General features: G+C 72.4%; 23 protein-coding genes. 15 read left to right on the forward strand and 8 right to left on the reverse strand.

The window, feature by feature from the left end:
* Nucleotides 1-28 precede the first annotated feature (28 nt).
* On the reverse strand, nt 29-1,147 hold the full coding sequence (locus LDL48_RS25195) for an MBL fold metallo-hydrolase (protein ID WP_225257689.1): 1,119 nt from the start codon (nt 1,145-1,147) through the stop codon (nt 29-31).
* A gap of 95 nt (nt 1,148-1,242) precedes the next feature.
* On the opposite strand from LDL48_RS25195, the gene LDL48_RS25200 reads away from it, so the two are divergent.
* Together LDL48_RS25200 and LDL48_RS25205 are read left to right on the forward strand one after the other, a co-directional pair.
* Nucleotides 1,243-1,821 (forward strand): LURP-one-related family protein, encoded by a 579-nt coding sequence (locus LDL48_RS25200; protein ID WP_225257690.1) that lies wholly within the window; start codon nt 1,243-1,245, stop codon nt 1,819-1,821.
* 10 nt (nt 1,822-1,831) lie between these two features.
* Nucleotides 1,832-3,310: a deoxyguanosinetriphosphate triphosphohydrolase family protein gene (locus LDL48_RS25205; protein WP_225257691.1), complete on the forward strand. Its 1,479-nt coding sequence runs from the start codon at nt 1,832-1,834 to the stop codon at nt 3,308-3,310.
* 11 nt (nt 3,311-3,321) lie between these two features.
* On the opposite strand, the gene LDL48_RS25210 is transcribed toward LDL48_RS25205, so the two are convergent.
* The 4 genes from LDL48_RS25210 to LDL48_RS25225 form a co-directional block, all read right to left on the reverse strand.
* Entirely contained in the window at nt 3,322-3,537 is a 216-nt protein-coding gene (locus tag LDL48_RS25210) for a hypothetical protein (RefSeq protein ID WP_225257692.1), read from the reverse strand.
* Between the two features lie 166 nt (nt 3,538-3,703).
* Nucleotides 3,704-4,609: a diacylglycerol/lipid kinase family protein gene (locus LDL48_RS25215; protein WP_225257693.1), complete on the reverse strand. Its 906-nt coding sequence runs from the start codon at nt 4,607-4,609 to the stop codon at nt 3,704-3,706.
* A gap of 71 nt (nt 4,610-4,680) precedes the next feature.
* Complete coding sequence (locus LDL48_RS25220; RefSeq protein ID WP_225257694.1) at nt 4,681-4,881, reverse strand: hypothetical protein; 201 nt, start codon at nt 4,879-4,881, stop codon at nt 4,681-4,683.
* A gap of 25 nt (nt 4,882-4,906) precedes the next feature.
* Nucleotides 4,907-5,482 (reverse strand): GAF domain-containing protein, encoded by a 576-nt coding sequence (locus LDL48_RS25225; RefSeq protein ID WP_225257695.1) that lies wholly within the window; start codon nt 5,480-5,482, stop codon nt 4,907-4,909.
* Between the two features lie 94 nt (nt 5,483-5,576).
* Between LDL48_RS25225 and LDL48_RS25230 the strand changes: the two genes are divergently transcribed.
* Nucleotides 5,577-6,473, forward strand: coding sequence for a ribokinase (locus tag LDL48_RS25230; protein WP_225257696.1), 897 nt, complete (start codon nt 5,577-5,579; stop codon nt 6,471-6,473).
* Nucleotides 6,466-8,796 (forward strand): glycoside hydrolase family 65 protein, encoded by a 2,331-nt coding sequence (locus LDL48_RS25235; RefSeq protein WP_225257697.1) that lies wholly within the window; start codon nt 6,466-6,468, stop codon nt 8,794-8,796. Before LDL48_RS25230 ends, LDL48_RS25235 begins: the two co-directional genes overlap by 8 nt.
* 129 nt (nt 8,797-8,925) lie before the next feature.
* On the opposite strand, the gene LDL48_RS25240 is transcribed toward LDL48_RS25235, so the two are convergent.
* From LDL48_RS25240 to LDL48_RS25250, 3 genes are all read right to left on the reverse strand, one after another.
* Entirely contained in the window at nt 8,926-9,996 is a 1,071-nt protein-coding gene (locus LDL48_RS25240) for a GNAT family N-acetyltransferase (protein WP_225257698.1), read from the reverse strand.
* An 89-nt stretch (nt 9,997-10,085) separates the two neighbouring features.
* Complete coding sequence (locus tag LDL48_RS25245; RefSeq protein WP_225257699.1) at nt 10,086-10,847, reverse strand: ACT domain-containing protein; 762 nt, start codon at nt 10,845-10,847, stop codon at nt 10,086-10,088.
* Nucleotides 10,848-10,976: 129 nt separating this feature from the next.
* Complete coding sequence (locus LDL48_RS25250) at nt 10,977-11,993, reverse strand: LacI family DNA-binding transcriptional regulator (protein ID WP_225257700.1); 1,017 nt, start codon at nt 11,991-11,993, stop codon at nt 10,977-10,979.
* 169 nt (nt 11,994-12,162) lie between these two features.
* Between LDL48_RS25250 and LDL48_RS25255 the strand changes: the two genes are divergently transcribed.
* The 11 genes from LDL48_RS25255 (at nt 12,163) to LDL48_RS25305 (ending at nt 25,753) form a co-directional block, all read left to right on the forward strand.
* Complete coding sequence (locus LDL48_RS25255) at nt 12,163-12,957, forward strand: pyrimidine reductase family protein (protein ID WP_372472199.1); 795 nt, start codon at nt 12,163-12,165, stop codon at nt 12,955-12,957.
* Nucleotides 12,958-13,115: 158 nt separating this feature from the next.
* Nucleotides 13,116-14,843, forward strand: a complete 1,728-nt coding sequence (locus LDL48_RS25260; protein WP_225257799.1) for an ATP-binding protein — start codon at nt 13,116-13,118, stop codon at nt 14,841-14,843.
* Between the two features lie 9 nt (nt 14,844-14,852).
* A complete protein-coding gene (locus LDL48_RS25265; protein ID WP_225257701.1) occupies nt 14,853-16,004 on the forward strand; it encodes an exonuclease SbcCD subunit D in 1,152 nt (383 codons plus the stop codon).
* Nucleotides 16,001-18,490 (forward strand): AAA family ATPase, encoded by a 2,490-nt coding sequence (locus LDL48_RS25270; RefSeq protein ID WP_225257702.1) that lies wholly within the window; start codon nt 16,001-16,003, stop codon nt 18,488-18,490. Before LDL48_RS25265 ends, LDL48_RS25270 begins: the two co-directional genes overlap by 4 nt.
* A complete protein-coding gene (locus LDL48_RS25275; RefSeq protein ID WP_225257703.1) occupies nt 18,487-19,455 on the forward strand; it encodes a hypothetical protein in 969 nt (322 codons plus the stop codon). The genes LDL48_RS25270 and LDL48_RS25275 overlap by 4 nt, the downstream gene beginning before the upstream one ends.
* A gap of 309 nt (nt 19,456-19,764) precedes the next feature.
* Nucleotides 19,765-20,445, forward strand: coding sequence for a sigma-70 family RNA polymerase sigma factor (locus LDL48_RS25280; protein WP_225257704.1), 681 nt, complete (start codon nt 19,765-19,767; stop codon nt 20,443-20,445).
* Nucleotides 20,442-21,224, forward strand: coding sequence for an anti-sigma factor (locus tag LDL48_RS25285; protein ID WP_225257705.1), 783 nt, complete (start codon nt 20,442-20,444; stop codon nt 21,222-21,224). The genes LDL48_RS25280 and LDL48_RS25285 overlap by 4 nt, the downstream gene beginning before the upstream one ends.
* A 257-nt stretch (nt 21,225-21,481) precedes the next feature.
* Nucleotides 21,482-22,198: a COG4315 family predicted lipoprotein gene (locus LDL48_RS25290; RefSeq protein ID WP_225257706.1), complete on the forward strand. Its 717-nt coding sequence runs from the start codon at nt 21,482-21,484 to the stop codon at nt 22,196-22,198.
* A gap of 171 nt (nt 22,199-22,369) precedes the next feature.
* Nucleotides 22,370-23,107, forward strand: a complete 738-nt coding sequence (locus LDL48_RS25295) for a DUF4142 domain-containing protein (protein ID WP_308016489.1) — start codon at nt 22,370-22,372, stop codon at nt 23,105-23,107.
* 99 nt (nt 23,108-23,206) lie between these two features.
* A complete protein-coding gene (locus LDL48_RS25300) occupies nt 23,207-24,487 on the forward strand; it encodes a Pecanex-like protein 1 (protein ID WP_225257708.1) in 1,281 nt (426 codons plus the stop codon).
* A gap of 354 nt (nt 24,488-24,841) precedes the next feature.
* Complete coding sequence (locus tag LDL48_RS25305; RefSeq protein WP_225257709.1) at nt 24,842-25,753, forward strand: DNA-3-methyladenine glycosylase family protein; 912 nt, start codon at nt 24,842-24,844, stop codon at nt 25,751-25,753.
* The last annotated feature ends 123 nt before the right edge of the window (nt 25,754-25,876 follow it).

Raw genomic sequence — 25,876 nt, forward strand, 5'->3', positions numbered from 1 at the left:
GCGGAGTAAGCCCACAGCGAACGCGGGGTCAGGCGATGGCCTGCCACCAGCCGTCGACCGGGGGCGGGCTGTCCACGTCGACCCGCTCGCCGGGACGGGGCACGGCCAGCCGGACGTCGCGGGCCTTCGCCTCCCGCCAGACCCGGTCGGCCGGCTCCGCCCAGTCGTGCATGGCCAGGTTGAACGTGCCCCAGTGCACCGGCACCAGCAGTCCGGCGCGCACGTCGACGTGGGTGGCGACGCCGTCCTCCGGCATCATGTGGATGTCCGGCCAGGCGTCGTTGTACGCGCCGATCTGCACCAGCGAGACGTCGAACGGCCCGTGCTCCGCGCCGATCTCGGCGAAGCCGGGGAAGTAGCCGGTGTCGCCGCTGTAGAACGCCTTGCGGCGGGACCCGGCGATCACCCAGGACGACCAGAGCGTGCCGTCGCGGGAGAAGCCGCGGCCGGAGAAGTGCCGGGCCGGCGTGGCGATGAACTCGATCCCGGCCACGCTGGTCCGCTCGTTCCAGTCGAGTTCGACGATCCGGGTCGGCGGTACGCCCCAGCGTTCCAGGTGCGCGCCCACGCCCAGCGGCACCAGGAACGGCACCGCCTGCAGGTCGGCCAGGTTCTGGATCGAGTCCATGTCCAGGTGGTCGTAGTGGTCGTGGGAGATCAGCACGGCGTCCAGCGGCGGCAGGTCGCGCAGTGCCACCGGCGGTTCGTGCAGGCGTTTCGGGCCGCTCAGCTGCGACGGCGAGCAGCGGTCGCTCCACACCGGGTCGACCAGGACCCGGCGGCCCTCGATCTCGATCAGCGCGGTGGAGTGGCCGTACCAGGTGACGTAGAGGCCCTGCGGGTCGTCGCCGAACTCCGGGGTGAGCACCGGGATCGGCGCGTGCGGGCGGCGCCGCTCCCGGCCGGTGGCCGCGGCCAGGAGGATCCGGGGCATCGACGCCGCGGCGATCTCGGTGGCCGGCACGGTGTTGTGGAACTTGCCGTCGGTGTACTGCGGAGAGCGCTCCATCCGCTGCCGGCGGGCGCCCTTCGCGGTGCCGCCCATCTGCTTGGCGATGTCCTTGGCGAGCCACGCCAGTGCGGCACCCACCCCCAGGGCCACCAGCGGCCCGGTCCGGCCCCGACGTCTGTCCGCTTGCTTCGCCATGCGTAGTCCTTCGCCTCGATCGAACTCCTGCCAAGTCTGACCGGCGGTTGCCACCGGACGCCACCGGATCGTGCGGGCTGTGTCACACTGCGCCCGTGACGACCGACACCCTTCAGGCACAACACCAGCTCATCGTGCGCCAGCGCGTACGTCTCATGGTGAATCAGTACGAGATCCACGCAGTGGCGCCGGACGGCTCGGAAGCCGGCGTACTGGCCTTCGCACAGCAGAAGCGGATGGCGTTCAAGGAACAGGTGACGCTCTACACCGACGAGCAGAAGACCACCCCGGTGTTCGGCTTCAAGGCCCGGCAGCGGATGGACCTCGGTGCGACCTACGACGTCACCGACGCCAACGGCACCGCGATCGGCCTGTTCCGGAAGAACTGGAAGGAGTCCCTGCTCCGCTCCACCTGGCACCTGGAGCAGCCCGGGCATGGCGAGATGGTCGGCCGGGAGACGAACATGGTGGTGGCGGTCCTGCGCCGCTTCGTGGAGTCGCTGTCCTGGCTGCCGTACCACTTCGAGTTCGTCCTGGGCGAGCGCCCGGCGTTCTCGGTGCAGAAGAAGTGGGGCCTGCGGGACAAGTACGTGGTGACCGTCCACGACCCGCAGCTGGACCGTCGCCTGGTGGCGGCGATGGCGGTGGCCCTGGACGCGCTCCAGGGCCGGTAACGTCGCGGGCATGGATGATCCGCGGGCCCAGCGCCTCTTCGGTGACAGCCTGGTCGCGCCGGGGGACCTCGCGCTCAGCCCGTTCCGGGTGGACCGGGACCGGATCGTCGGCTCGCCGTTCTTCGCCCGGCTGGGCGGCGTCACCCAGGTGATCAGCCCGGGTGGCGCCGGCCTGCTGGTGCACAACCGGCTCACCCACAGCCTCAAGGTCGCCCAGGTGGGCCGCGCCGTCGCGGAACGCCTGGGCGCCGACCCCCGCACCGCCGACGTGCTGGAGAAGCTGGGCGGGTGCGACCCGGACGTGGTGGAGGCCGCGGCGCTCGCCCACGACCTGGGCCACCCGCCGTTCGGGCATCTCGGCGAGCGGGTGCTGGACCAGCTGGCCCGGCACCGGTTCGGGCTGAACGACGGATTCGAGGGCAACGCCCAGTCGTACCGGATCGTGACCAGCACCGAGATTCGCGGCGAGGCCACCATCGGGCTCAACCTGACCGCGGCGACCCGGGCCGCGATCCTCAAGTACCCGTGGTCCCGGCGTACCCATCCGGCTCCGCACCCCCGGTTCATGGAACCGCCGCCGCGCGGTGCGGCCGCGCCGCCGGACGACCCGGACGGCGGCTCGCTGAAGTTCGGCGCGTACTCCACCGAGGTGGACGACATGCTCCAGGCCCGGGCGCCGTTCGCCGGCCGGGTGGCGGACTGGCAGCAGACCCCCGAGGCGTCGGTGATGGACACCGCGGACGACATCGCGTACGCCATCCACGACCTGGAGGACGTGCACCGGGTGGGCGTGCTGCAGCAGGGTGCCGTGGCGGCCGAGCTGATGGCCTGGCAGCGCGGCTCGTTCCCGGACGACTACGACCAGACCCGGCCGGGCAGCGCCATCGAGTCGTTGCGCCGCCAGCTGCACCGCAAGGACGCCTGGGTGGCGGACGACGACGCGTTCGCCGCCGCGGTCGAGCAGGTCCGCGCGGAACTGGTGGACGGGCTGCTGGCCATTCCGTTCGACGGGTCGCTGGAGGCGGAGGCGCGGGTGGCCGCGTTCTCGGCGAACTGGACCCGGCGCCTGGTCGAGTCCATCGAGGTGGCCGGGCAGCCCGCGGTACGCTCCGGGCACGTACAGCTGGCACCGGCCCAGTGGCACGAGGTCCAGGTGCTGAAGTTCGTCCAGAACCGGTTCGTGCTGGCCCGGCCGGACCTGGCACTGCACCAGCGCGGACAGGCCCGGCTGCTGGCCTCCCTGGTGGAGGCGCTGCTCGCCTGGCTGACCGACCCGGACGAGTCGGAGCGCATCCCGCGGCGGCTGCGGGACCTGGTGGAACTGGCCGAGGCCGAACTGCCCGAGGGCACCGGCGACCGGCTCGGCCGGGCCCGCGGGCGGGCGGTCATCGACTTCGTGGCCGCGCTGACCGACAGCCAGGCGGTGGGTCTGATGGAGGCCCTGTCCGGCCGGTCCCGCCAACTGTGGACCGACGCGTTCGTGCTCTGACCGGCCGGGACCTACTTGGAGATCTCGAACGCGGTGACGAACAGCGTGGCGAACAGGGCGACCATGACGGCCGCCAGCCCGGCGGTGTGCCGCCAGGCGGTCCGCCGGGTGATCAGCACGGCCCGGCGGGCCGCGCGGACGTCGCGCCAGGCGGCGTGCGTGCGGCCGAGACGGTAGCCGAAGACGACGACGGTGACGGCGACGGCGAGGACGGAAACGACGCTCACTGCGGAACTCTGGTGGTACGGCATGGCCAACCCCCTGGAGACTTCGTAGCGGTGCCGGACTGAGGCCAGTGTGGGGTCTCGGTCGGCTATCAGACCAGGGGATTCATCGGCTTATAGACCCACAAAACACCTTCTCGGGTACGGACTTCGCGCCGAAATCTGTCGACTATCCGTCCGTGCCGGGCACACACACGGTCACCGCGGCCGGGGCCACCTCCACCGTCAGGCGCTTCACCGCCTCCCGGGCGCCGCCGTCGAGTTCGTACTCCAGCTTCGAGCCCAGCTTCACGTCCACCCGGCGGGCGCGGGTCATCCGGACGAACGGGGAGTGGTCGGAGCGGCCGACCGCCATGGTGCCCAGCGCCCGGGCCCACTGCAACGCGCCCTGGGCGGTCGCCACGCCCACGTCCAGCCAGCCGTCGTCCGGGCGGGCGTCGTCGAACGCGCGGATGCCGCCGGTGATGGTGCCGACGTTGCCGACCAGCACGCAGCTCGCCTCGTCGTCGAACCAGGTGGTGCCGTCGACCTTGACCTTGGCGTGCGGCGCCGCGCCGTTGACGTGCCGGAGACCGGCCCAGACGTACGCCAGCTTGCCCAGCCGGTCCTTCAGCTCGCGGTCCGCGTCGGAGATCATCGCGCCGTCGAAGCCGATGCCGGCCATCACCGCGAAGTGCTCGCCGTTGAGCCGGCCCACGTCGATCCGGCGCCGCTCGCCGTGGAACGCGATCTCCACGGCCCGTGGCAGGTCCTCCGGCACGCCCAGGTTGCCGGCGAGCAGGTTGCCGGTGCCGGCCGGCATGATGGCCAGCGGGATCTTCCCGCCGCCCTTCTCCCGGGCCAGCACGTCGACGGTGCGCTGGACGATGCCGTCGCCGCCCCAGGCCACGATCAGGTCCACTCCGGCCTTGATCGCCTTGGCCACCTGTTTCGGTGCCTTCTTGCTCTTCGGCACTTCGTACCAGAGCAGTTCGTCGATGCCCTGATCGGTGAGCCGGCGGCGCAACTCGTCGAGACCGCCACCCATGGTCTTGCGCTGGTGCGCGATGACGGCGACTCTGCGGGGTGTCTGCATGGCAGCGCCGTTTACCCGCTCGGGCCTCTTTCTACGCAGCCCGGCTACGCGGCCCGAGCGGGCGGAGCGGATCAGAAGAAGCGGCGACGCTTCTTCTGCCGGCCGAACGTACCTTGCACGGTGTCCGCGCCCTTGCGCATCAGGCTGGTGGCGCGGCTCGGGCCGCGGCGCGCCTCGACCACGTCGCTGACCTTGCGGACACCGGCCGCGGCCAGCGGCACCACGATGGCGGCGAACAGGAATCGGCGGATGAGGTTCGCGATGATAGGCATGGCAGTCCTATACCCATTCCGCCGCTCAGTGCACCGTTTCCCGCATGCGTTGCTCGGCCGCCGCGCTGCGCACCACCATCAGCCGCAGCTCCAGTTCGTCGGCGATCATCGAGGCGAGGTGCTGCAGCGCGGTCAGCTGCCGCGGGGTGGCCTCACGCGGCCGGCTGTCGATCACGTTCACCGTGCCGAGCCGGTAACCGTCGTGGGTGCGGATCGGTGCGGCGGCGTAGAAACGCAGGCCGAGCCCGCCGCGGACCAGCGGGTGCTCCAGCGTGCGCGGGTCGACCGCGGCGTTGTTGATCACGTACACGTCGTCCTGCTGGATGACCGACGCGCACAGGCCGGGCTCCTTGCCCACCTCGCGTACCCCGGTGAGGCCCTGGCACGCGGCCAGCCAGACCCGGTCCTGCTCGACCAGCGACACCGTCGCGATCGGAGTGTCGAAGACGGCCGCGGCCACGAACGCGATCCGCGAGTACGCCTCCTCGACCGGCTGGTCCACCAGCCGGTACCGGCGCACCGCCGCCAGGCGGGCCGCTTCCTGCTCACCCGCGGTGTCCAGATATTCGTAGACGTCGCATGACGCCGGGCTGCTGTTCACACGCCCGAGCATAGTGACGACGGCGGAGATGAATGTCGCACAAACTGTCGGTCGGCACTGTGGATCACCGGCCTTTCCGGGTATCACTCGAAGGGTGACCCCACCCACCGCCGCCGTCGTCGGCCAGCTCGCCCGTGACCTCGTCCTCACCGTCGACCGGGTGCCCGACGCCGGCGCGTCGGCGAGCGCCACCGGACGCCGCGAACAGCTCGGCGGAAAGGGCGCCAACCAGGCGGTGGCGCTGGCCCAGCTGGGGGTACGCCCCACGCTGGTCGCGGTCGCCGGCGACGACGTGATCGGCGACGTGCTGCTGGACCAGGCGCGGCGGGACGGCATCGACACCTCCGCGGTGGTACGCCGGCGCGACACGCTGACCGGGGTGATCGTCGAGGTACTCGCGGCCGACGCCACGTACCGCTATGTGGAGGACCTGCCACTGCTCGGCCCGGCCGACATCGCCGCGGCGGACGGGCGGATCCGGCGGGCCGACGCCGTACTCCTGCAACTGCAGCAACCACCGGAAGCCGTGCTCGCCGCCGCCCGGATCGGCCGCGACGCGGGCCGGCTCGTGGTGCTGGACGGCGCGCCCGCCGACGCCGACCGCGACGAGCTGCTCGGGCTGGCGGACGTCGTCCGCGCGGACGACAAGGAGGCCGAACTGCTGCTCGGCCTGCCGGCCGACGACCCGGACCGGGTCCGCGACGCCGCCCACGACCTGCTCAAGGCCGGCCCCAAGCTGATCGCCGTGGCACTCGCCGAGGGCGGCAACCTGTTCGTCTGGGCCGGCGGGGAGATCCTGGTGCCGCTCGGCGACGATCCGGTGATCGACACCACCGGCGGCGGGGACGCGTTCGTGGCGGCGCTGACCGACGCGCTGCTGCGCGGCCGGTCCTACCCGGACGCGGCCCGCTGGGCCAACCGGGCGTCGGCCGCCACGGTCGGGCACGCCGGCGGCCGGCCCGACCTGACCGGACTGGTGCGCCATGTCTGACATCGCCCCCGCGGAGCCGTGGAGCGTGCGCCAGGCCGGCCTGTCCGAGCACGCGCTCACCACCGCCGGACTGCGCCAGGCCGAGTCCATCTTCGCGCTGGCCAACGGGCACATCGGGCTGCGCGGCAACCTGGACGAGAACGACCCGCGCGGGATGCCCGGCACGTACCTCAACTCGTTCTACGAGGTGCGCGACCTGACCTACCCCGAAGCCGGGTACGGGTACCCGGAACGCACCGAGACGGTCGTCGACGCACCGAACGGCAAGCTCATCGCGCTGACCGTGGACGACGAACCGTTCGACGTGCGTACCGGCACGCTGCGCCTGCACGAGCGGGTCCTCGACCTGCGGGCGGGCACGCTGCGCCGGGAGGTCGAGTGGGTGTCGCCGGGCGGCGCCGAGGTGCGGATCACCAGTACCCGGCTGGTGTCGTTCCGGCACCCGTCGGTGGCCGCGATCCGCTACCAGGTCGAAGCGCCGGGCCGCCGGCTCCGGATCGACTCCGACCTGCTGGCCAACGAGGAACAACCCGAGCAGCGCGACGACCCCCGCGCGGCGGCCACTCTGCACCACCCGCTGCGCTCCGAAGGGCACGAGGCGGACCCGGCGGGCGGCCTGCTGCGGCACCGCACCCGGCGCAGCGGGATCGGCGTGGCCGCGGCCGTCACCCACGTCTGCGACGCCGACCTCGCGGTCGCCGTCATGCCGGACCGGGTCCGGTGCACCGTCACCGCCGAGGGCACCGTGCGACTCGACAAGATCCTCGCGTACTCCTGGGGCGCCGACGTCTCGGCCGACCGGGCCCGGGCCGACCGCGACGAGGCCGCCCGGCTCGGCTTCGACGAGTTGGCCGCCCGCCAGCGGGCCTACCTGGACGAGTTCTGGGACACCGCGGACGTGGAGATCGACGGGGACCCGGAGGTGCAGCAGGGCGTCCGGTTCGGGCTTTTCCACGTGCTCCAGGCGGGCGCCCAGGCCGGGCCGCACCCGATCGCGGCCAAGGGGCTGACCGGCAACGGGTACGACGGGCACACGCTCTGGGACACCGAGTCGTTCGTGCTGCCCGTGCTCACGTACACCCACCCGGCCTGCGTCGGGCTGGCGCTGCGCTGGCGCCACGCCACACTGCCGAAGGCCCGCGAACGCGCGGCGGAACTGCGGCTCGCCGGTGCCACGTACCCGTGGCGGACGATCAGCGGCGCGGAATGCTCCGGCTACTGGCCGGCCGGCACCGCCGCACTGCACGTCGACGCGGACATCGCGGACGCTGTGCTGCGCTACGTCGCGGCCACCGGCGACCACGACCTCCTCCGCGACTGCGGCATCGAGATGCTGGTCGAGACCGCGCGGCTGTGGGACCGGGTGGCGCACACCGCGGACGCCGACGACGGCTACCACATCTCCGGGATCACCGGTCCCGACGAGTACACCGCCCTGGTCGACGACAACGTCTTCACCAACCTGATGGCGCAACGCAACCTGCGCGGCGCCGCGTGGGCCGCCGAGCAGTACCCCGGGCCGGCGCACGCCCTGGACGTCACGGCCGACGAGATCACCCGGTGGCGCACCGTCGCGGACCGGATGCACCTGCCGTACGACGAGAAGCGCGAGGTGCACCAGCAGGCGGCCGGCTTCACCCGGCTGGAGGAGTGGGATTTCGCCGGCACCAAGGACGAGGACTACCCGCTGATGATGCACTTCCCGTACCTCGACCTGTACCGCAAGCAGGTGATCAAGCAGGCCGACCTGGTGCTGGCCATGGTGCTGCGCGGAGACGCGTTCACGGTCGAGGAGAAGGCCCGCAACTTCGCCTACTACGAGGCCCGGACCGTACGGGACTCGTCGCTGTCCGCCCCGGCCCAGGCGGTACTGGCGGCGGAGACCGGCCACCTGGACCTGGCGCACGACTACCTGGCCGAGGCGGCCCTGCTGGACCTGCGGGCCGGCGGCGAGTCCAGCGGCGACGGCCTGCACATCGCGGCCTGCGCCGGGGCCTGGATCGCGCTGGTGATGGGGCTGGGCGGGCTGCGGGACACGGACGGGCGGCTGTCGTTCGCGCCCCGGCTGCCGCGGCGGTTGCCGAGGTTGCGGTTCCGGCTGCGCTGGCGGGACAGCGTGCTCTGCGTGACCGCTACGCCGGGCGAGGCGCGCTACGAGGTGACCGGCGATCCGCTCACCGTGCGGCACCACGGCGAGGAGATCGTGGTGCGGGCCGGGGAACCGGTGGTCCGATCGGTGCCGGCGGTCACGCCGGGGCCGGTGCCGGCGCAGCCGGCCGGGCGGGCGCCGGAACGCCGGGCGGAGGCGCTGGAGCGCGCTTGAGGTTCGTGCGGTGGTGTACCACTGGAGCGCTCCAGTGGTACACCAGCGTCGTTGTTGGCGGCCGATAACGACGCTGGTGTACCGGTGACGTCGGCGCGGCGCCGGGGCCGTCGGTGGGCGGGACGCGGGTCAGCGGCGGGTGGACGGGGTGGAGTCGGTGGCCGGATGACGACCCGGCACCATCGGCAGCGTCACGCTCACCATGGGGCCGTCGCGGTGGGACGGGCCGGCGCCGACGCGACGGAGCGTGCGCAGCATCGCCACGTTGTCCGTGCCGGTGTGGGCCACCAGGGCCGCGAAGCCGCCCCGGCGGGCGTACGCCACCAGCCGGCGCAACAGCGCGGTGCCGATGCCGCGGCGCTGCCAGGCGTCCTCCACCAGCAGGGCCACCTCGCCCAGATCGCCCTCGGCCAGCAGGTTGGCCATGCCGACCGCCCGCTCCTCGCCGGTCGCCGGGTCGTGGTGCACGGCCAGCAGTGTGACGCCGCCGACCGGTTCCAGCAGCCGGCGCAGGCGGGCGTCGCCGGGTGGCTGGGCGCCGCTCAGGTAACGGCACTGCCGGCTGGTGGCGGAGCTGCGGGCGTGCAACTGGCGGACCGCCTCGACGTCGTCGGCGACGGCCGGGCGGATCAGCAGTTCGGCGCCGTCCGTCAGCAGCAACGTGGTCTGTTCGGCCTGCTGGCGCAGCAGCGCCGCGGAGATCTCGACCAGGGCCTGCGCGCGGGCGTACTCGGCGGGGGTGAAGGCGGGCGCGCCGCGCAGCAGCTCGTACGAGCCGCCGGCCGGGTCGACCAGCGTCATCCGGGAGCCGGTGAAGCCGTTGTGCACCACCGCGCCCTCCGGACGCCAGCGCACCTCGGCCGCGTCCAGCAGGCTCACCAGCGCCTCGCCGAGCGCGTCCGGGTCGTGCACCAGCCGGCCGGCCAGCGCCAGGGCCCGGGTGGGCTGATCGGCGAGGCCCTGCGCCTCGGCGCGGGCCACGAAGGCGTCCCGGCCGCGGCCGCGGAGCACCGCGGCGAGCAACTCCGCCTCGGTCATCGTGTCGGGGGCGTCGACGAGGAAGTCGTCGACCGCGCCGGCCTCGGTGGTGTGCACCTGGACGGCGAGGATGTTCACGGACCGCAACGCGAGGCTCGCGGTCAGGACGGAGAGATAACCGGGCCGGTCGTCGACCGTAGCTCTGATCCGCCACAGCGCCATGCGGGGCACTCCTTTCCGGATCGAGTCACCTGAACCGAATCTAAGCGTGCCCCGCCGGTGTTACCCGAACATTGCCTGACCAGGTCGAACTATGAGGGGTCGATCACAGACGAGGCGATCGTGGGCGCGCCGGTGTGGTCCAGCCGGTCACCCAGGATGACCGCGGCGGCACGGACGAGCTGGGCCACCCGGTCCACCTCGGTGATGTGGAAGCCGGCCGGGGACAGGTCGTCGTCGTCACTGCGCGCCACCACCAGGACCAGGCCGGCGCGGCCGAACGGGGCGACCGCGTACCGGGTGCCCTCCAGTCCGGTCATCGGGCGGGCGCGCAGCGGGGTGACCTCCGGCAGACGCAGCGGGGACGGGGCGCGCCAGCTCGCGTACGCCGTGGTGGGTTCGCCGCCGAGGCGCAGCGACGGTTCGGTGGGCAGCGGACGGGGGCCGTGTGCGGTGCCGGAGCGCGCGGCCCAGTCGGCCGGCACGATCGCGGCGACCGCCCAGTCCGCGGCCAGTAGTGCCGGGACCGCGTCGACCAGGGTGGCCAGCCCGTCGGCCGGGTTCGCCGCGACCTGGGCCAGCAACTCGGCGTCGTGGCCGCCGGAGACGGGGGCGCCGATGGCCTTCCAGACCCCGTCCACCTGAACGCCCGGAATGGCGGCGAGCCCGGCGAGGAGGCGCTCCACGCGGGCCGCGCCCGGCCAGACGACGGTGAAGTCGTCCACCGCCCGGCCGCCGAGTCGCTCGAGCACCACCACCTGGACGATGTCCGCGCCGGCGACGCCCAGCGTGCGCGCGACCTGGCCGAGTGCGCCCGGACGGTCCGGCAGAGTGACCCGTACCCGCAGCAACATGCAACTCCTCCCGTCTGGAAGACGGCACGCAGTGCCGTCCCTGGCAGCAGCCTGCCAGGACGGCGTTTCACCCGGGTTGCGCAGTCATGTCCCAGTCGATAAGGCGCGCGCCATCGAGCCTAGGCCGAATCAGGCCGATGCTCGACGGACCAGATGGGTCTCCAGCAGAACGTGCGAATCCTCGACGAGTTCCCGGCGGATCCGCGAGATGAGCAACTGGGCCATCCGCCGGCCCATCTCCTCGACGGGCTGGTAGACGGTGGTGAGCGGCGGCTCGGTCTGGCGGGCCACGGGCGCGTCCTCGAAGCCGACCAGGGCCACGTCCTGCGGCACCCGGCGCCCGGCCTCGCGCAGCGCCCGCAGCGCTCCACCGGCCATCAGGTCGGAGGCGGCGAACACGGCGTCCAGCTCCGGTTCACGCGCCAGCAGCTCCTGCATCGCGGTGTAGCCGCCGGCCTCGCTGAAGTCGCCGTACGCGATCAGGTGTGGCTCGGACACCGCGGTCCGGTAACCGGCCAGGCGGGCGCGGCCGACCTCCATGTCCTGCGGCCCGGCGACCGTGGCGAGCCGGCGCGCGCCGCGTTCGAGCAGGTATTCCACCGCCTGGCAGGCACCGGCCCGGTTGTCCACGTCGACGTAGGCGTCGTCCGGGTCGGGGCGGGCCGGCCGGCCACCGAGGACGAACGGCATGTCCCGGTCGCGCAGCATCGCCGGCAGCGGGTCGTCGTCGTGCAGTGAGAGCAGCATCACGCCGTCCACGTGCTGGGTGGTCAGGTGGTGCTCGATGCGCTTGCGCTGCTCGGGGCTGGCCGCCATGGCGAGCCACAACTGCAGCGGAGTCTCGATCAGCGCGGAGTTGATGCCGCGGAGCACCCCGGCGAAGAACGGCTCACCGAAGACCCGTTCCTCGGACTCGGACACCACCAGGGCGACCGAGTCCGTCCGCTGCGTGACCAGCGAGCGGGCGGCCCGGTTGGGTACGTACCCGAGTTCGGAGATCGCGGCCTCGACCGCGGCTTTGGCCTGCGGACTGACCTGCGACGAGCCGTTGAGGACGCGGGACGCGGTGCCGCGGCCGACCCCGGCCCGCGCGGCGACGGCATCGAGCGTCGGTCGGCCCGGAGAGCGGAGCGGCTGCCTCGTCATGGCGGCATTATCGCCCTCCACGGGCCCGGTGTCTCTCCCCTCCCGGGTCAAGATCCGTTAGACGGCTTGTTGTGCACGCCTGTACCCGGGCGAATAGGGTCGTTCCCATGATCTGTCGCGCGTGCCGGGAACGCCGGCATTCGGACTGCCGGGGCGGGTCCTGGTGCGACTGCCAGCATCAGCCTCCGGAGCCCCGGCCACCGGTCACCGGGCCCGCCTCGCCGTGACCGTGCAGGAGGTCTGGCCGCGGCCGGACGACCGGTCGCTGGACGCGGAAGCCCTGGTCAGCCGCTATCCACGGAGCGATGCGCCGATCTTGCGGGTCAATTTCGTGTCGAGCATCGACGGCGCCGTGACGATCGACGGCGTCTCCGGCGGGCTGTCCGGTCCGGGGGACAAACTGGTCTTCGGCGTACTCCGGACGGTGTGCGACGCGCTGGTCGTGGCGGCCGGCACGGTGCGCACCGAAGGGTACGACGGACTCCGTCTCGGACCGCGCGGGCGAGCCTGGCGCCGATCCCACGGATTGAGCGAGTTCCCGGTCATGGTGGTGGTCTCCGGCTCCCTGGATCTCGATCCGGCGCAGCTGGTCTTCGCGGACGCGCCGGTCCGCCCGATCGTGCTCACCGGTGCGGCCGCGCCCGCCGGCCGTCGCGCCGCGCTGGCCGCGGTGGCGGACGTGGTGACCGCCGGTGCGCCGGAGTTCGACCCGGCGGCCGGACTCGCCGCCCTGCACGGGCGCGGCCTCACCCAGCTGCTCTGCGAGGGCGGCCCGCGGCTGCTCGGCGCGCTGACCGCGGCCGATCTGGTGGACGAGCTGTGCCTGACCGTGTCGCCGCTGCTGGCCGGCGGGGACGCCGGCCGGATCGCGAACGGCCCGCCCACCGCGCCGCGGGAGATGTCGCTGCGGCACATTCTGCGCAGCGACGACATGCTCTGCCTGAGGTACGCCAGAAAGATCTAGTTCTTGTGGACAACTCTGTGGATGACCACTAGAAGTTGTGGATAACCCGTGCCAACCGACGTGCCGTCCGTCTTCTGTCGTACCTCTGGTGCAACATGATCGGCGTGTCTGACGAACCTGAGCTTCCCCGCGGCGGAAAACCGAGCGCAAACCCGGACATGGACCCGGTCGGCCGGGTGCTCGGCACCGCGGACGCCACCCCCCTGCAGTTCTGGACCGCGGTCACGCCGGGCAGCTACCTGCAGCTCGACGACGTGGTGGTGACCCGCCGGGAGCTGCCCGACCGCGAGCCGGTGACGATCGCCGGCGTGGTCACCCAGGTGCGGGCCCGGCACGAGGGCGCCCAGTTCGACTCGGACGTGTTCGCCATCGCCGACGGCACGCTGCCGGCGATGGTCCAGGAGGCGGCCGAGATCACCACCACCCGGGTGGACCCGGAGTTCTACGTCCCGCCGTCGCCCGGCGCGGTGGTGCACCGGGCCACCGGCGAGGCCCGCGACGCCGCGTTGCACTTCGACCGGATGGAACGCCGGATCCCGATGGGCACCGGGCGCGACGGTGTGCCGGTGTTCCTGAACGCCGACTTCCTGGACGGCACCCGCGGCGCGCACGTGTCGATCTCCGGCATCTCCGGCGTCGCCACCAAGACCAGCTTCGCCACGTTCCTGCTCTACTCGGTGTTCCGCTCCGGCACGCTGGGCGGCGACGCGGTGAACGCCAAGGCGCTGATCTTCAACGTCAAGGGCGAGGATCTGCTGTTCCTCGACCATCCGAACACCAAGCTCGACGAGGCCACCACCGCGGCCTACGCGCGACTCGGCCTGCCCGCGACGCCGTTCCCGGACATCCGGGTCTACGCGCCGCCGCGGGTCGGCGACTCGTCCGGCGCCCCGGACGTCAGCAGCCGGCTCACCGGGGTGGACAGCTTCTACTGGACCATCGAGGAGTTCTGCGGTCAGCGCCTCCTGCCGTACGTGTTCGCCGACGCCGACGACGAACGCCAGCAGTACACGATGGTGGTGCACTCGGTGGCCGCGCACCTGGCCCGGCACGCGGTGCCGGCCGAGGGCGGGGTCAGCATCGACGGCGTCCGCCTCGGGTCGTACGGCGAGCTGGTCGACCACGTGGTGGACCAGCTCACCGACGACGAGACCCGGTCCACCTGGGCCGGCAGCGCGATCAACATGGGCACCGTCAACGCGTTCGCGCGCCGGCTGATCGGCAGCAAGAAGGACCTGGCCCGGTTGATCCGCGGTGACCTGGCGGCGCGCCGCCCGCACGCCATCAGCACCGCCGAGAGCGCCCAGGTCACGGTGGTCGACCTGCACAACCTGCCGGACCGCGCGCAGCGCTTCGTGGTCGGTGTGACGCTGAAGACCGAGTTCGAGCGCAAGGAGAAGTCCGGCACCGCCAAGCCGCTGCTGTTCGTGGTGCTCGACGAGCTGAACAAGTACGCGCCCCGGGAGGGCACTTCGCCGATCAAGGAGGTGCTGCTGGACATCGCGGAACGCGGGCGCTCGCTCGGCGTCATCCTGATCGGCGCGCAGCAGACCGCCAGCGAGGTGGAACGCCGGATCGTCACCAACTCGGCGATCCGGGTGGTCGGGCGGCTGGACCCGGCCGAGGCCTCCCGCCCGGAGTACGGCTTCCTGCCCCCGGCGATGCGCCAGCGGGCGTTGCTGGCGCGGCCCGGCACCATGTTCGTCAACCAGCCGGACATTCCGGTGCCGCTCTGCGTGGAGTTCCCGTTCCCGGCCTGGGCCACCCGCTTCTCCGAGGCCGGCCCGCCGCCGTCGGGCTCGATGCGCTCGATCGTGCAGGGCGCCGACCCGTTCGCGGTGGTCGGCAGCCGCGGCGGTTCGTCGGACGACGAGATCCCGTTCTAGGGTTCTGCGATGCGCATCCTGCACACCTCGGACTGGCATGTCGGAAAGGTCCTCAAGGGCCGCACCCGGCATGACGAGCACATCCGCGTCTTGGCCCAGGTCGTCGAGATCGCCCGGGCCGAGCGACCGGACCTGGTGATCGTGGCCGGCGACCTGTACGACACCGCCGCGCCGTCCCCGGACTCCACCCGGGTGGTGACCCGCGCGCTGTCGGCGCTGCAGCAGACCGGCGCCCAGGTGGTGGCGATCGGCGGCAACCACGACAACGGCGCGGCGCTGGACGCGCTGCGCCCGTGGGCGGACGCGGCCGGCATCGTGCTGCGCGGCGCGGTCGGCAAGGACCCGGACGAACTGCTGATCTCCGGCAGCACCGCGGCCGGCGAGCGCTGGCAGCTGGTCGCGCTGCCGTTCCTCTCCCAGCGCTACGCGATCCGCGCCGCCGAGATGTACGAGCTGACCGCGGCCGAGGCGACCCAGACCTACGCCGACCACATCGCCCGGCTGATCGCGCGGCTGAGCGAGACGTTCGCCCAGCCCGGCGTGATCAACCTGCTGACCGCGCACCTCACCATCTTCGGCGCGAGCACCGGCGGCGGCGAGCGGGACGCACACACCGTGATGGGGTACGCGGTGCCGGCCACCGTGTTCCCCACCAACGCGCACTACGTGGCGCTCGGGCACCTGCACCGCTCGCAGCAGGTCATCGGGCCGTGCCCGGTGCGCTACTGCGGCAGCCCGCTGGCGGTGGACTTCGGCGAGGAGGAGAACATCCCGTCGGTCGCGATCGTGGACGTGGCGGTGGACCAGGCCGCCCGGGTCCGCGACGTGCCGGTCCGCGGTGCGCGCACGTTGCGTACCGTGCGCGGCACGCTGGAACAGCTCGCCACGGTCGACCTGCCGGACGCCTGGCTGCGGGTCTTCATCCGGGAGAAGCCGCGGGTCGGGCTGCGCGAGGACGTGCAGGCCCTGTTGCCCGACGCGCTGGAGATCCGGATCGACCCGGACATGGTGCCGGACACCAGGAACGCGCAGATGGCGCAGCGGGCCGGCCGGTCGCCCCGGCAGTTGTTCGGCGACTACCTGGACAGCCGGGACAGCACCGAGGACGGCGTCCGGGAACTCTTCGACGAGCTGTACGACGAGGTGAGCACCGCGTCATGAGACCCATCCGCTTGGACCTGGCCGGCTTCACGGTCTTCCGCGACGAGACCACCGTGGACTTCACCGACGCCGACTACTTCGCGCTGGTCGGGCCCACCGGCTCGGGCAAGTCCACGGTGCTGGACGCGATCTGTTTCGCGCTGTACGGCACCGTGCCGCGCTGGGGCGGCGCCCGAGGCATCGTCAACGCGCTCGCCCCCTCGGCGGCCGAGGCCCGGGTCCGGCTGGTGTTCGAGTCGGCCGGTTCGCGGTACGTCGCGACCCGGGTGGTGCGCCGCGACGGGCGGGGCAACGTCAAGACGGCGAACGCCGGTCTGCAGCTCATGCCGCCCGGCTTCGACGTGACCCGGCTGGACACCGGGATGAGCCTGGACGACCTGGGCGAGGTGCTGGCCGGCACCCCGGCGGAGATGGACCGCGCGGTGATCGACGCGGTGGGGCTGCCGTACGAGCAGTTCACCAGCTGCGTGGTGCTGCCGCAGGGCCAGTTCGCCGACTTCCTGCACGCCAAGCCGGCCACCCGCCAGCAGATCCTGGTCAACCTGCTGGGCCTGCACGTGTACGAGGAGATCCAGGCCCGGGCGTCCACCCGGGCCACCCGGGCCGAGGCCCAGCTCAGCACCATCGACCAGGTGCTGGCCGGGCTCGCCGACGCGGACGACGAGGCGGTCGAGGCGGCCGAACGGCACCTCACCGCGATGCGTGACCTCACCGGCGCGGTCGAGCGGGCGGTGCCGGAGCTGCGCGCGCTGCGCCAGCGGGAGACCGAGGTCGCGACCGCCCGGGACGCGCTCGACGCCGACCTGGCCACGCTCGCCGGGATCCGGATGCCGGCCGGCAGCGCGCAGGTCGCCGAGGCGGTCGCCGCCGCACGCGCCCAGACGGAGTCCGCGGCCGAGCGCGTCCGGCTGGCCGAGGAACGCGAGGAGAAGCTGCGCGGCGAGCTGGCCGCGGCCGGCGACCAGGGGCAGCTGAGCCTGCTGCTGGACCGGCACACCGAGTTCGACCGGCTCACCGGCCAGGCCGAATGGGTCGCCGGCGAGGTGTCGGTGGCCGAGGAGGAGTGGCGCGACGCGCTCGCCGCGGCGGAACTGGCCGCCGGCGCCCGGACCGGTGCACAACAGGTGCTGGAGCAGGCCCGGTCGGACTACGCCGAGGCGCAGACGCTGGACCGCGCGGCCGCGCTCCGGGCGCACCTGACCGCGGGGGAGCACTGCCCGGTCTGCGAGCAGGCCGTCGCCACCGTGCCGGCGATGCCGGCCGGGTCGGCGGTGCGGGCCGCGGAGGAGGCCGGCAAGGCCGCCCGGGCCGCCGCGGACGTTGCCGAGACCGCGTTCCGGCAGCGCGACGCGGTCGCCCGGGAGCTGGAACGCGGGCTGGAACGCAAGCGCGCCCAGCACGAGCAGCAGCTGGCCCGGCTGGCCGAGATCAGGACGCAGCTCACCGACTCGCCGGGGGTGGAGGCGCTGCAGCGGCGGCTGGCCGAGCTGGCGAAGCTGCAGCGGCACCTGGACCGGGCCGGCGGCGACGTCCGGGCCGCCCGGGAGGAGCAGCGGCGGGCGCGCACCGCGGTGGCCACGGCGGACGAGCAGCAGCGGTCCGCGTGGCGGGCGTTCGACGCGGCCCGCGACGCGGTCGGCCGCTTCGCCCCACCGCCGGCCGACCGGGACGACCTCACCGCGGCCTGGACCACGCTGGTCACCTGGGCGGAGGCCGAGCGGCGCCGGCGCGAGGAGGACCGGGCGGCGGCCGTCGCGGCGGTCGCCGCGGCGCACGACGAGACGGAACGCGCGCACGACGCGATCGTGGCGCTGTTCACCGCCGCCGGGCTGAGCGCGCCGTCCGGCCGGGCCGACGCCGACCTGATCCGGGCCGCCGCGGTCGCCGCCGAACGCGCCGGGGCCGCCTGGCAACGCCTGGTCGACCGGCGCGAGCAGGCCCGCGAGTTCACCGAGCAGCGGGCCGGGTTGCAGCGGGAGAACCGGGTGGCCAAGTCGCTGGCCGGGCATCTGCGGGCCAACAACTTCGAGCGCTGGCTGCTGGAGGAGGCGCTCGACCTGCTGGTGGACGGCGCCTCGAGGATCCTGCGGGAGCTGACCGGCGGCCAGTACGACCTGATGCACGACAAGGGCGAGTTCTTCGTCGTCGACCATCACGACGCCGGGTTGCGCCGCGGGGTGCGCACGCTGTCCGGCGGGGAGACGTTCCAGGCCTCCCTGGCCCTCGCGCTGGCGCTGTCCGAACAGCTGGCCGGCATGTCGACCACGGCGGCCAGCCTGGAGTCGATCGTGCTGGACGAGGGCTTCGGCACCCTGGACGCGGCCACCCTCGACGTGGTGGCGGCGACCCTGGAGAATCTGGCGGCCCGCGGTGACCGGATGGTCGGTGTGGTGACCCACGTGCACGCCCTGGCCGAGCGGGTGCCGGTGCGGTTCGAGGTGCACAAGGACGCGCGGACCGCGTACGTGGAAAGGGTCGGCCTTTGACCCGGATGTTCGTCGACGCGTGGGACCCGGCGTACGGGGCGTCGTTCTCCGGTGGCGAGGCGGACGGGCCGGCGTCGCCCAGCAGCGCCCAGGTCGACACGGACGTCGAGGTGCCGGCCGCCCAGTGGGCGCCGATCGACGTGCCGCGCGGCATCCGCTGCCCGGACGTGGTGCTGCTGGTCGACGGCGTGCGGCGCAACGACGCCGGGCTGTGGACGGCGGAGGAGGACGGCACCTCGTACCCGGGACTGGCCGCCTCGTACGCGGCCGGGGTGGTCCGGTGCGATCTGCGCAACGGCGTCGCCGAGCTGGCCGGTGCCCGGGTCTCGCGCGGGTTGTTCACCGCCAGCCCGAGCGCCGGGGAACTGGTGGCCGGCTCGGTGCGGTACGAGATCCACCGGGTCAGCGGCACCGGCGAGGCGAGCAAGCTGCCGGCCGCGGTCCAGGCGCCGCTGACCGCGCTGGAGATCGACGTCTCGGCGGCGGCCCGGGACCACGGCTCGGACGGAGCGGACCTGCTGGTGGTGGACGGGCCGCTGCGTAACCGGCGGCAGCTGCCGCGCACCATCGGGTACGTCAAGACGCAGCAGAAGCAGTACCTGTCGGCGGCGCTGACCCAGGTGGTGACGTCACTGCGGGCCGGGCAGCGCACCCCGGTCTTCCACCTCGGTACGGTGTGGGGCGGCTGGTCGTGGTACCTGCGACTGCCCGGCACCAGCGGCGCGCCGTGGGCCGGGATCGTCCGGGTGGAGTGCTCGCCGGACCTCACCGCGGACCAGGCGGTGGAGCTGGCCGGGCTGTCGGTGGCCACGTTGCCGCGGTTCGCGTCGTCGTCGTACAAGGATCCGCGGGCGCCGCAGAATCTGGTGCCGATCGCGGGCCTGGAACGGCGGCTGCGGGGCATGCTGGGTGACGTGCGGTTCCTGCACCGGGCGCTGACCATGGCGACGGCGCGCGGCCGCTGAGCGGGCGCGGTGACGGACCCTTCCGGGTTCTACCCTGTGCCACGGCCGGATGACTGTTCGCGGTGGCACTTCGCGTTGGGACCGCTGCTGAGTATTATTCGCGTGCTCCACCGCACATATCGGCGCACATGGATCGATAGCGATCGTTCCGCGCCGGTAGGCCCCCTGCCCGGAACCCGGAGGAACCTTGCTATCACCCCTCACCAGCGGCTCTGCCGTGTTTCCGGAAAATTTCCCGCTTGCATTGATCCCCCCGGTGGTCCCCGCCCGTAACTGTGGTGACGGGGATAGCACCGGCAGGAGGAATCGATGCATGCGTCAGTCATGGAACGGCTCACGCCGGACGGGGTGTGCGTGATGACGCAGCAGCGATCCGGTGGACGGTGGCAGGCTCTCGACGGAGGCCGTGGTGCGGACAATGATGGTGCGGTGATTCCGCGACAGGCTCCTCGACACGAAGCTGCGTCGAGCCCGGCGGACCACGAGGACACCTTGGTCCGGATGCTGTACGAGGAACACGCGGGGCCGTTGCTGATGTTCGTGCTGCGGCTGACCGGCGGTGACCGGCAGCGCGCCGAGGACATCGTGCAGGAGACGCTGCTGCGGGCATGGCGCAACGCGCACCGGCTCGGCGCTCAGGGGCAGCAGTCCCTGCGGCCCTGGCTGGTGACGGTGGCGCGGCGGATCGCGATCGACGACCACCGCAGCGTGAGCGCGCGCCCGCCGGAAACGTACGACCGGGAGCTGGAGAGTTTCCCGAGTTCGGCCGACGACACCGACCGTGTGCTGCAGCTGATGACGGTGACCGACGCGCTCAAGGCGCTCAGTCAGTCGCACCGGGAGATCCTGGTCGAGACCTACTTCCGCGGGCGTACCGTCCCGGAAGCGGCGGAGGTGCTTGGCCTGCCCCTGGGGACGGCGAAGTCACGTGTGTACTACGCCCTGCGGGCCCTGCGTACGGCCCTGCAGCAGCGGGGGGTGACGGAATGACCCAGGATCAGCACTTCGATGTGGCGTCGTACGCGCTGGGCGTGCTGGACGAGCACGACGCGGCGCGGTTCGAGGACCACCTCATCGAGTGCGGCACCTGCGCCATCGAGCTGGAGTCCTTCCTGCAGGTGGCCGACGTCCTCGCCGACGTCGACGCGGAGGCCCTGGTGGCCACGGAGGAGTCGCGCCGCGACGGCCTCGTGCTGAAGTCGATGATCGGTGAGGTGAAGCGGGAACGCCGCCGGGCCAACAGCCGGCGCCTCTACTCGCTGGCCGCCGCCGTGGTCGTCTTCGCGATGCTCTCCATCGGTGCCCTGTTCGCGGGCGCCGAGTGGCTGGCGCCGGAGGAGCGGTCGAACCCGACCCAGGCGCAGCGTCCCAACGGGCCGGCGCAACTGGACCCGTTGCCGCTGGGCGACGGCACCGGGGTCGGCGGCCCGGACCTGACCGGTGAGCGGGTCGGCAGCACCGACCCGCGCAGCGGGGTGCGTCTCGACGCGGCGCTGCAGCCGAAGGACTGGGGCACCCAGGTGCAGTTCGCCGTCTCCAACATCAAGGGCCCGCTGACCTGCCGGCTGGTGGCGGTGCGCACCGACGGTGGCTCCGACGTCCTGTCCACCTGGACGGTGGGCGAGAAGGGCTGGGGCACCGCGGCCAACCCGAAGGTGCTGATGCTACCGGCGGTCACCGCACTGCCGCGTTCCGGAATCGCCCACCTGCAGATCCAGGCGGTCACGCCGGATGGTGAGACCGAGACACTGGTCACCACCACATCCTGATCGCACGTAATACGGAAACCCGGTCGCCACGGCGGCCGGGTTTTTCGTGACGCTCGGCGCGTCCGCCACCACGGCGGGCGACCGAGTGGTGCGGAGGTCCGTTCAATTACGTACGGGCGGCTCGAAGGGTTCAACCGAAAAACCTGGAAATTGATTGCGCCGATTGTTCAACCGCGCGCAGGCGTACCGCGTACTACAGCCCGGAAACGCAGTGACATCCAAGCTGGAGGGCTCCCGTGGTACCCGAGAAGCGAAAGTTGAAGGTCGTCGGCGCCGCAATCGCGGCGGCGCTCGCCCTGGCCGGCTGCGCGCCCGCGGGGTACAACGCCGCGGACTACGGGGGCGGGGGCGCCGAGCCGGCCGCCAACGCGGTCGACGCCACGTCCGCACCCGAGGACGACATCGTCGCCGAGGACGACGACGCCGCCGAGGAGGCCGAGGCCGCCGACAAGGCCGCCGACAAGGAGAAGGACAAGGCGGCCGAGAAGGCCAAGGCCCCGAAGCTGGATGACGACGAGATCACCACGGAGCTGACCGAGGCGCCCGTGAAGCGGATGGGCAACGCCGTCACCGACCAGGACGGCTTCGTGCTGTACCGGTTCGACGACGACAAGATCAAGCCCGCGGTCGAGTCCCGGTGCAACGGCGACTGCGCGAAGGTGTGGCCGCCCGCTCTCACCGAGGACGGCAAGCCCAAGCTGAAGGGCGTCGACCCGAAGGACGTGGGCACCGTGACCCGCGCGGACGGCACCAAGCAGCTCACCATCGGCAAGTGGCCGGTATACCGGTACATCGGCGACAAGAAGGCCGGTACGTGGAAAGGCCAGAATGTCGGTGGGAAATGGTTCGTGGTGAACGGGGACGGCACGAAGAATCTGACGTGCCTGCCCAAGATCTCGAAGCCTGTCGCGCCTCCGGCGGACGACGACGAGGACTCGGAGGAAAGTGGCGGCGGAGCTGACTACAGCTACTGATCGGCTACTTTCCGGAACCTGTAAATCCTCTTTAAGTCGTACCTAAGAGCGTCGCATTTCTATTGATCTAGGTTAGCCCTGAACTTAGATTTCAAGTCGTCCGCAAATCATTGTCGGAGGTGTCAAAAGATGTTTGCCGCCCGCTCTACGCGCCGGTCGAATCGCTGGCTTGTGGGCACCGTGGCAACCGTCCTGCTGTTCCTGCTGGCGCCGGTGGCCCCGGCCCGCGCGGCGGACGGCGTGCCGGTGCCGCCGCGGACCGGCATGACGAACAAGGGCACCGGCTCGGTGTCCGCCGCCGACCGTGACTTCGTGGTGAAGGTGCGTCTCGCCGGGCTGTGGGAGGTTCCGGCGGGCAACATGGCCCAGGCGAAGTCGCAGGACCCGCGGGTCGTGGAGATCGGCAAGGCGATCTCCGCGCAGCACGTGGTGCTGGACAAGCTCGCCATCGACGCGGCCAAGAAGCTGGGCCTGGCGCTGCCGAACAGGCCGACCCGGCAGCAGGAGGGCTGGCTCGCGGAGATGAAGGCGGCGAACGCCACCACGTTCGACCAGGTCTACGTCGACCGGCTCCGCGCCGCACACGGGGCGATCTTCCCGGCCATCGCGACGATCCGGGCAAGCACCCGCAACGACGCCGTTCGGAAGCTCGCCCAGGACACCAACCAGTTCGTGATGACCCACCTGACCCTGCTGGAGAGCAGCGGACTGGTCAACTACGGCTCGCTGCCGACGGCGCCTCCGCCGCAGGCGGATTCCGGGCCGGTACCGGTGGACGGGCAGATGCTCGCCGCGGCCACCGGCACCGGCGGGGTGCCCGGCATGAACACGTCGGTCATTCTCCTCGTTCTCGCCGTCGCCCTCGTCGCCGGCGTGATCTCCACCATGCGCATCGTCCGAGCGCGGTAGCCCGCGTCCGGTTCCGGACCTGGCCAGCCGACCAGGCCGTACGGCATGACCCCTCGGCCGGCTCCAACGCCGCCACGTGTGTCAAAGAAAGGTGTCACCATGCGAAGGTCAAAGTACCGGCGCGAATCATCGTCCTCGAAGTGGTTCTCCGGCCGGCGCCGCATCATCGCCGCGGTCGCCACCCTCGTGGCGTTCGGCGGTATCGTGACCGTCACACAGGTGTCGGACGCGAGCACGCGCCGCTCCACTCAGCGCGCCCTCGCTGCCTGCAACAACATCCAGGCGCCGAAGTCGAGCAAGTTGTCGACGGAGACCAAGCGGGGCACCTACAAGACCAACAAGGGCCGCACCACGCAGCACGCGGACGACGGTGCCGGCAGCGTGCCGACCACCGAACAGATGCGTAGCCGGTGCCGGCAGTGGGTCATGCAGAACGCCGGTAAGGGCAACAACGGCGGCAACACCGGCGGCAACGCCTCGCCGGGCGCCAGCCCGGACACCGCGGCCGGCGAGGGTCAGAACGGTGGCCAGCCCGGCGGCAACAACGGCGGGAACAACGGCGGCAACAACGGTGGCAACAACCCGCCGCAGCCGCCCCCCGGCGCCGGTCTCGGCATCCTGACCAACACCTGCGAGACCAGCGACCTGGCCCCGCACGACGGCTTCCAGATCGGCAACCGGTGCGTCTCCACCGAGTTCGGTGAGGTCGGCGCCGCGGCGAACAACCCGTCGCTGCTGATCACCGAGGCGCCCGAGCAGGTGAACGTCGGTGAGGCGTTCACCATTCAGGTCAGCACCCGCAACCTGATCCGGGACCGGTTCCTCGCGGCCGGCCAGGGCGGCTACTACGTGGAGAGCTCGGTGCTGCAGGGCGGTCTCGTCCGCGGCCACTTCCACAGTGCCTGCCGCATGCTGGCCAGCACCGACGAGGCGCCCGACCCGGCACCGGTACCCGCCTTCTTCGTGGCGACCGAGGACCGGCGCGGTGGCGCGGCCCCCGACCAGGTCACCATCAATGTGACGGGTCTCCCGGAGGAAGGCACCGCGCAGTGCGCCTCGTGGGCCGGTGACGGCTCGCACCGCATCCCGATGATGGAGCGCGCCAACCAGACCCCGGCGTTCGATGCGGTCCGCATCCAGGTCGGCGGTGGCGGCAACAACGACGACGAGGGCCAGGGCAACCAGGGTGACCAGGGCGGCGACCAGGGTGACCAGGCTGGCGACCAGGGCAACCAGGGCGGCGACCAGGGTGACCAGGCTGGCGACCAGGGTGACCAGGGCGGCGACCAGGGCCAGAACGAGCAGGCCGGCGACGAGCAGGCCGAGGGCGACAACGGCCAGCAGCAGGGCGGCCAGCAGCAGGGCGGCCGGCAGCGGTAAGACAGGCATCCTCCACCGAACACACGGAGCACTGCCGCAGCACCGGGATCCGAACCCCGCGGTACGGCGTTACCTGTCGGTCGCCGTACCGCGTGGGACCCCCCGTCGGTGACCGGTACGCCGTCCACCCCCCTGAGGACGGCACCGCGGCACGGCACGACAACGGAAACGGCTGACGAAAGGAGGCGCGGGACCGGTCGGGCCGGGAAGACAGCTCCGGTACGAGGCGACACGGACCAACTCGGGTGTCCGCGGTCGCCCCCCGATGGCCCTGACCGGGAGCGCGGTCAGGGCCATCGGCATGTCCGCACCCAGGTCTGGCCGCCGGGCCGGATCGGTGGCACAGTGGCGCGGGTGAGCGCGCCACCGGAGACCCGACGGCTGACGCCGCCGGAGCACTACCGGTTCGGCCCGTCGGTCCGTTCCCTGATCGCGGTACGCCACGACCCGTGCGCCCGCATCGACGGCGGCGACTTCCGGCTCGCCGCGCGTACCCCCGACGGGCCCGGCACCCTCCACCTGAGCTGTTCCCGCACCGAACTCACCGCCACCGGCCACGGGCCGGGGGCGGCCTGGCTGGTGGAGCGCGCGGACGCGATCGCCGGCCTGCGCGACGAGACGGCCGGCTTCCCGGCCCTCGCCGCGCGGCACCCGCTGATCGCGCGGCTGGCCCGGACCTTCGCCGGGGTACGGATGCCCGCCACCGGCCTGACCTTCCACCGGCTGCTCCGCGCGATCCTGGAACAGAAGGTCACCGGTACCGAGGCGCACCGGGCGTACCGGGCGATCGTCCGGCACTTCGGCGAACCGGCGCCCGGCCCGGCCGACCTCACCCTGCCGCCCGACCCGGCCGCCGTGGCCGCGACCCCGTACTGGACGTTCCACCCGTTCGGCGTCGAACAGCGCCGGACCGAGACGCTGCTGCGAGCGGCGCTCGTGGCGGACCGGCTGGAACGCTGCCCCGACTCGGCCGACGCCACCCGCCGGCTGGTGGCGTTGCCCGGCATCGGCCCGTGGACCGCCGCCGAGGTGGTCCGCACCGTGTACGGCGACGCGGACGCGGTCAGCGTCGGTGACTACCACATCCCGAACACGGTGGCGTGGGCCCTGGCCGGCGAGGCGCGCGGCACCGACGCCCGGATGCTGGAGCTGCTGGAGCCGTTCCGGGGACATCGCGGCCGGGTGTGTGACCTGCTGGCGGCCGGCGGCATCATGGCGCCGCGCTACGGCCCTCGCATGCCGATCCGCTCCTTCGCCCGCTTCTGACCCGCGGCTGCGCCCTACGGCGGGGGAGAGGCGCGCCACCGGGTTCGGCGTACGGGCACGGGGTGTGGCGGAAAACGGGACGGGCTTCTCCGCCTGCCGCCCGGCGGGCCGGGCCCGCGGTCG

The sequence above is a fragment of the Jidongwangia harbinensis genome, assembly GCF_020216025.1.
Lineage (GTDB): Bacteria > Actinomycetota > Actinomycetes > Mycobacteriales > Micromonosporaceae > Actinoplanes > Actinoplanes harbinensis.

What these genes read in the sequence shown, in the direction of transcription:
- LDL48_RS25205 (WP_225257691.1), top strand. Translation starts at nt 1,832, where the DNA reads ATGGATGATCCGCGGGCCCAGCGCCTCTTCGGTGACAGCCTGGTCGCG.
- LDL48_RS25280 (WP_225257704.1), top strand. Translation starts at nt 19,765, where the DNA reads ATGCATGCGTCAGTCATGGAACGGCTCACGCCGGACGGGGTGTGCGTG.
- LDL48_RS25220 (WP_225257694.1), bottom strand. Translation starts at nt 4,881, where the DNA reads ATGCCTATCATCGCGAACCTCATCCGCCGATTCCTGTTCGCCGCCATC.
- LDL48_RS25195 (WP_225257689.1), bottom strand. Translation starts at nt 1,147, where the DNA reads ATGGCGAAGCAAGCGGACAGACGTCGGGGCCGGACCGGGCCGCTGGTG.
- LDL48_RS25240 (WP_225257698.1), bottom strand. Translation starts at nt 9,996, where the DNA reads ATGGCGCTGTGGCGGATCAGAGCTACGGTCGACGACCGGCCCGGTTAT.
- LDL48_RS25270 (WP_225257702.1), top strand. Translation starts at nt 16,001, where the DNA reads ATGAGACCCATCCGCTTGGACCTGGCCGGCTTCACGGTCTTCCGCGAC.
- LDL48_RS25285 (WP_225257705.1), top strand. Translation starts at nt 20,442, where the DNA reads ATGACCCAGGATCAGCACTTCGATGTGGCGTCGTACGCGCTGGGCGTG.
- LDL48_RS25260 (WP_225257799.1), top strand. Translation starts at nt 13,116, where the DNA reads ATGGACCCGGTCGGCCGGGTGCTCGGCACCGCGGACGCCACCCCCCTG.
- LDL48_RS25245 (WP_225257699.1), bottom strand. Translation starts at nt 10,847, where the DNA reads ATGTTGCTGCGGGTACGGGTCACTCTGCCGGACCGTCCGGGCGCACTC.
- LDL48_RS25300 (WP_225257708.1), top strand. Translation starts at nt 23,207, where the DNA reads ATGCGAAGGTCAAAGTACCGGCGCGAATCATCGTCCTCGAAGTGGTTC.
- LDL48_RS25235 (WP_225257697.1), top strand. Translation starts at nt 6,466, where the DNA reads ATGTCTGACATCGCCCCCGCGGAGCCGTGGAGCGTGCGCCAGGCCGGC.
- LDL48_RS25215 (WP_225257693.1), bottom strand. Translation starts at nt 4,609, where the DNA reads ATGCAGACACCCCGCAGAGTCGCCGTCATCGCGCACCAGCGCAAGACC.
- LDL48_RS25250 (WP_225257700.1), bottom strand. Translation starts at nt 11,993, where the DNA reads ATGACGAGGCAGCCGCTCCGCTCTCCGGGCCGACCGACGCTCGATGCC.
- LDL48_RS25265 (WP_225257701.1), top strand. Translation starts at nt 14,853, where the DNA reads ATGCGCATCCTGCACACCTCGGACTGGCATGTCGGAAAGGTCCTCAAG.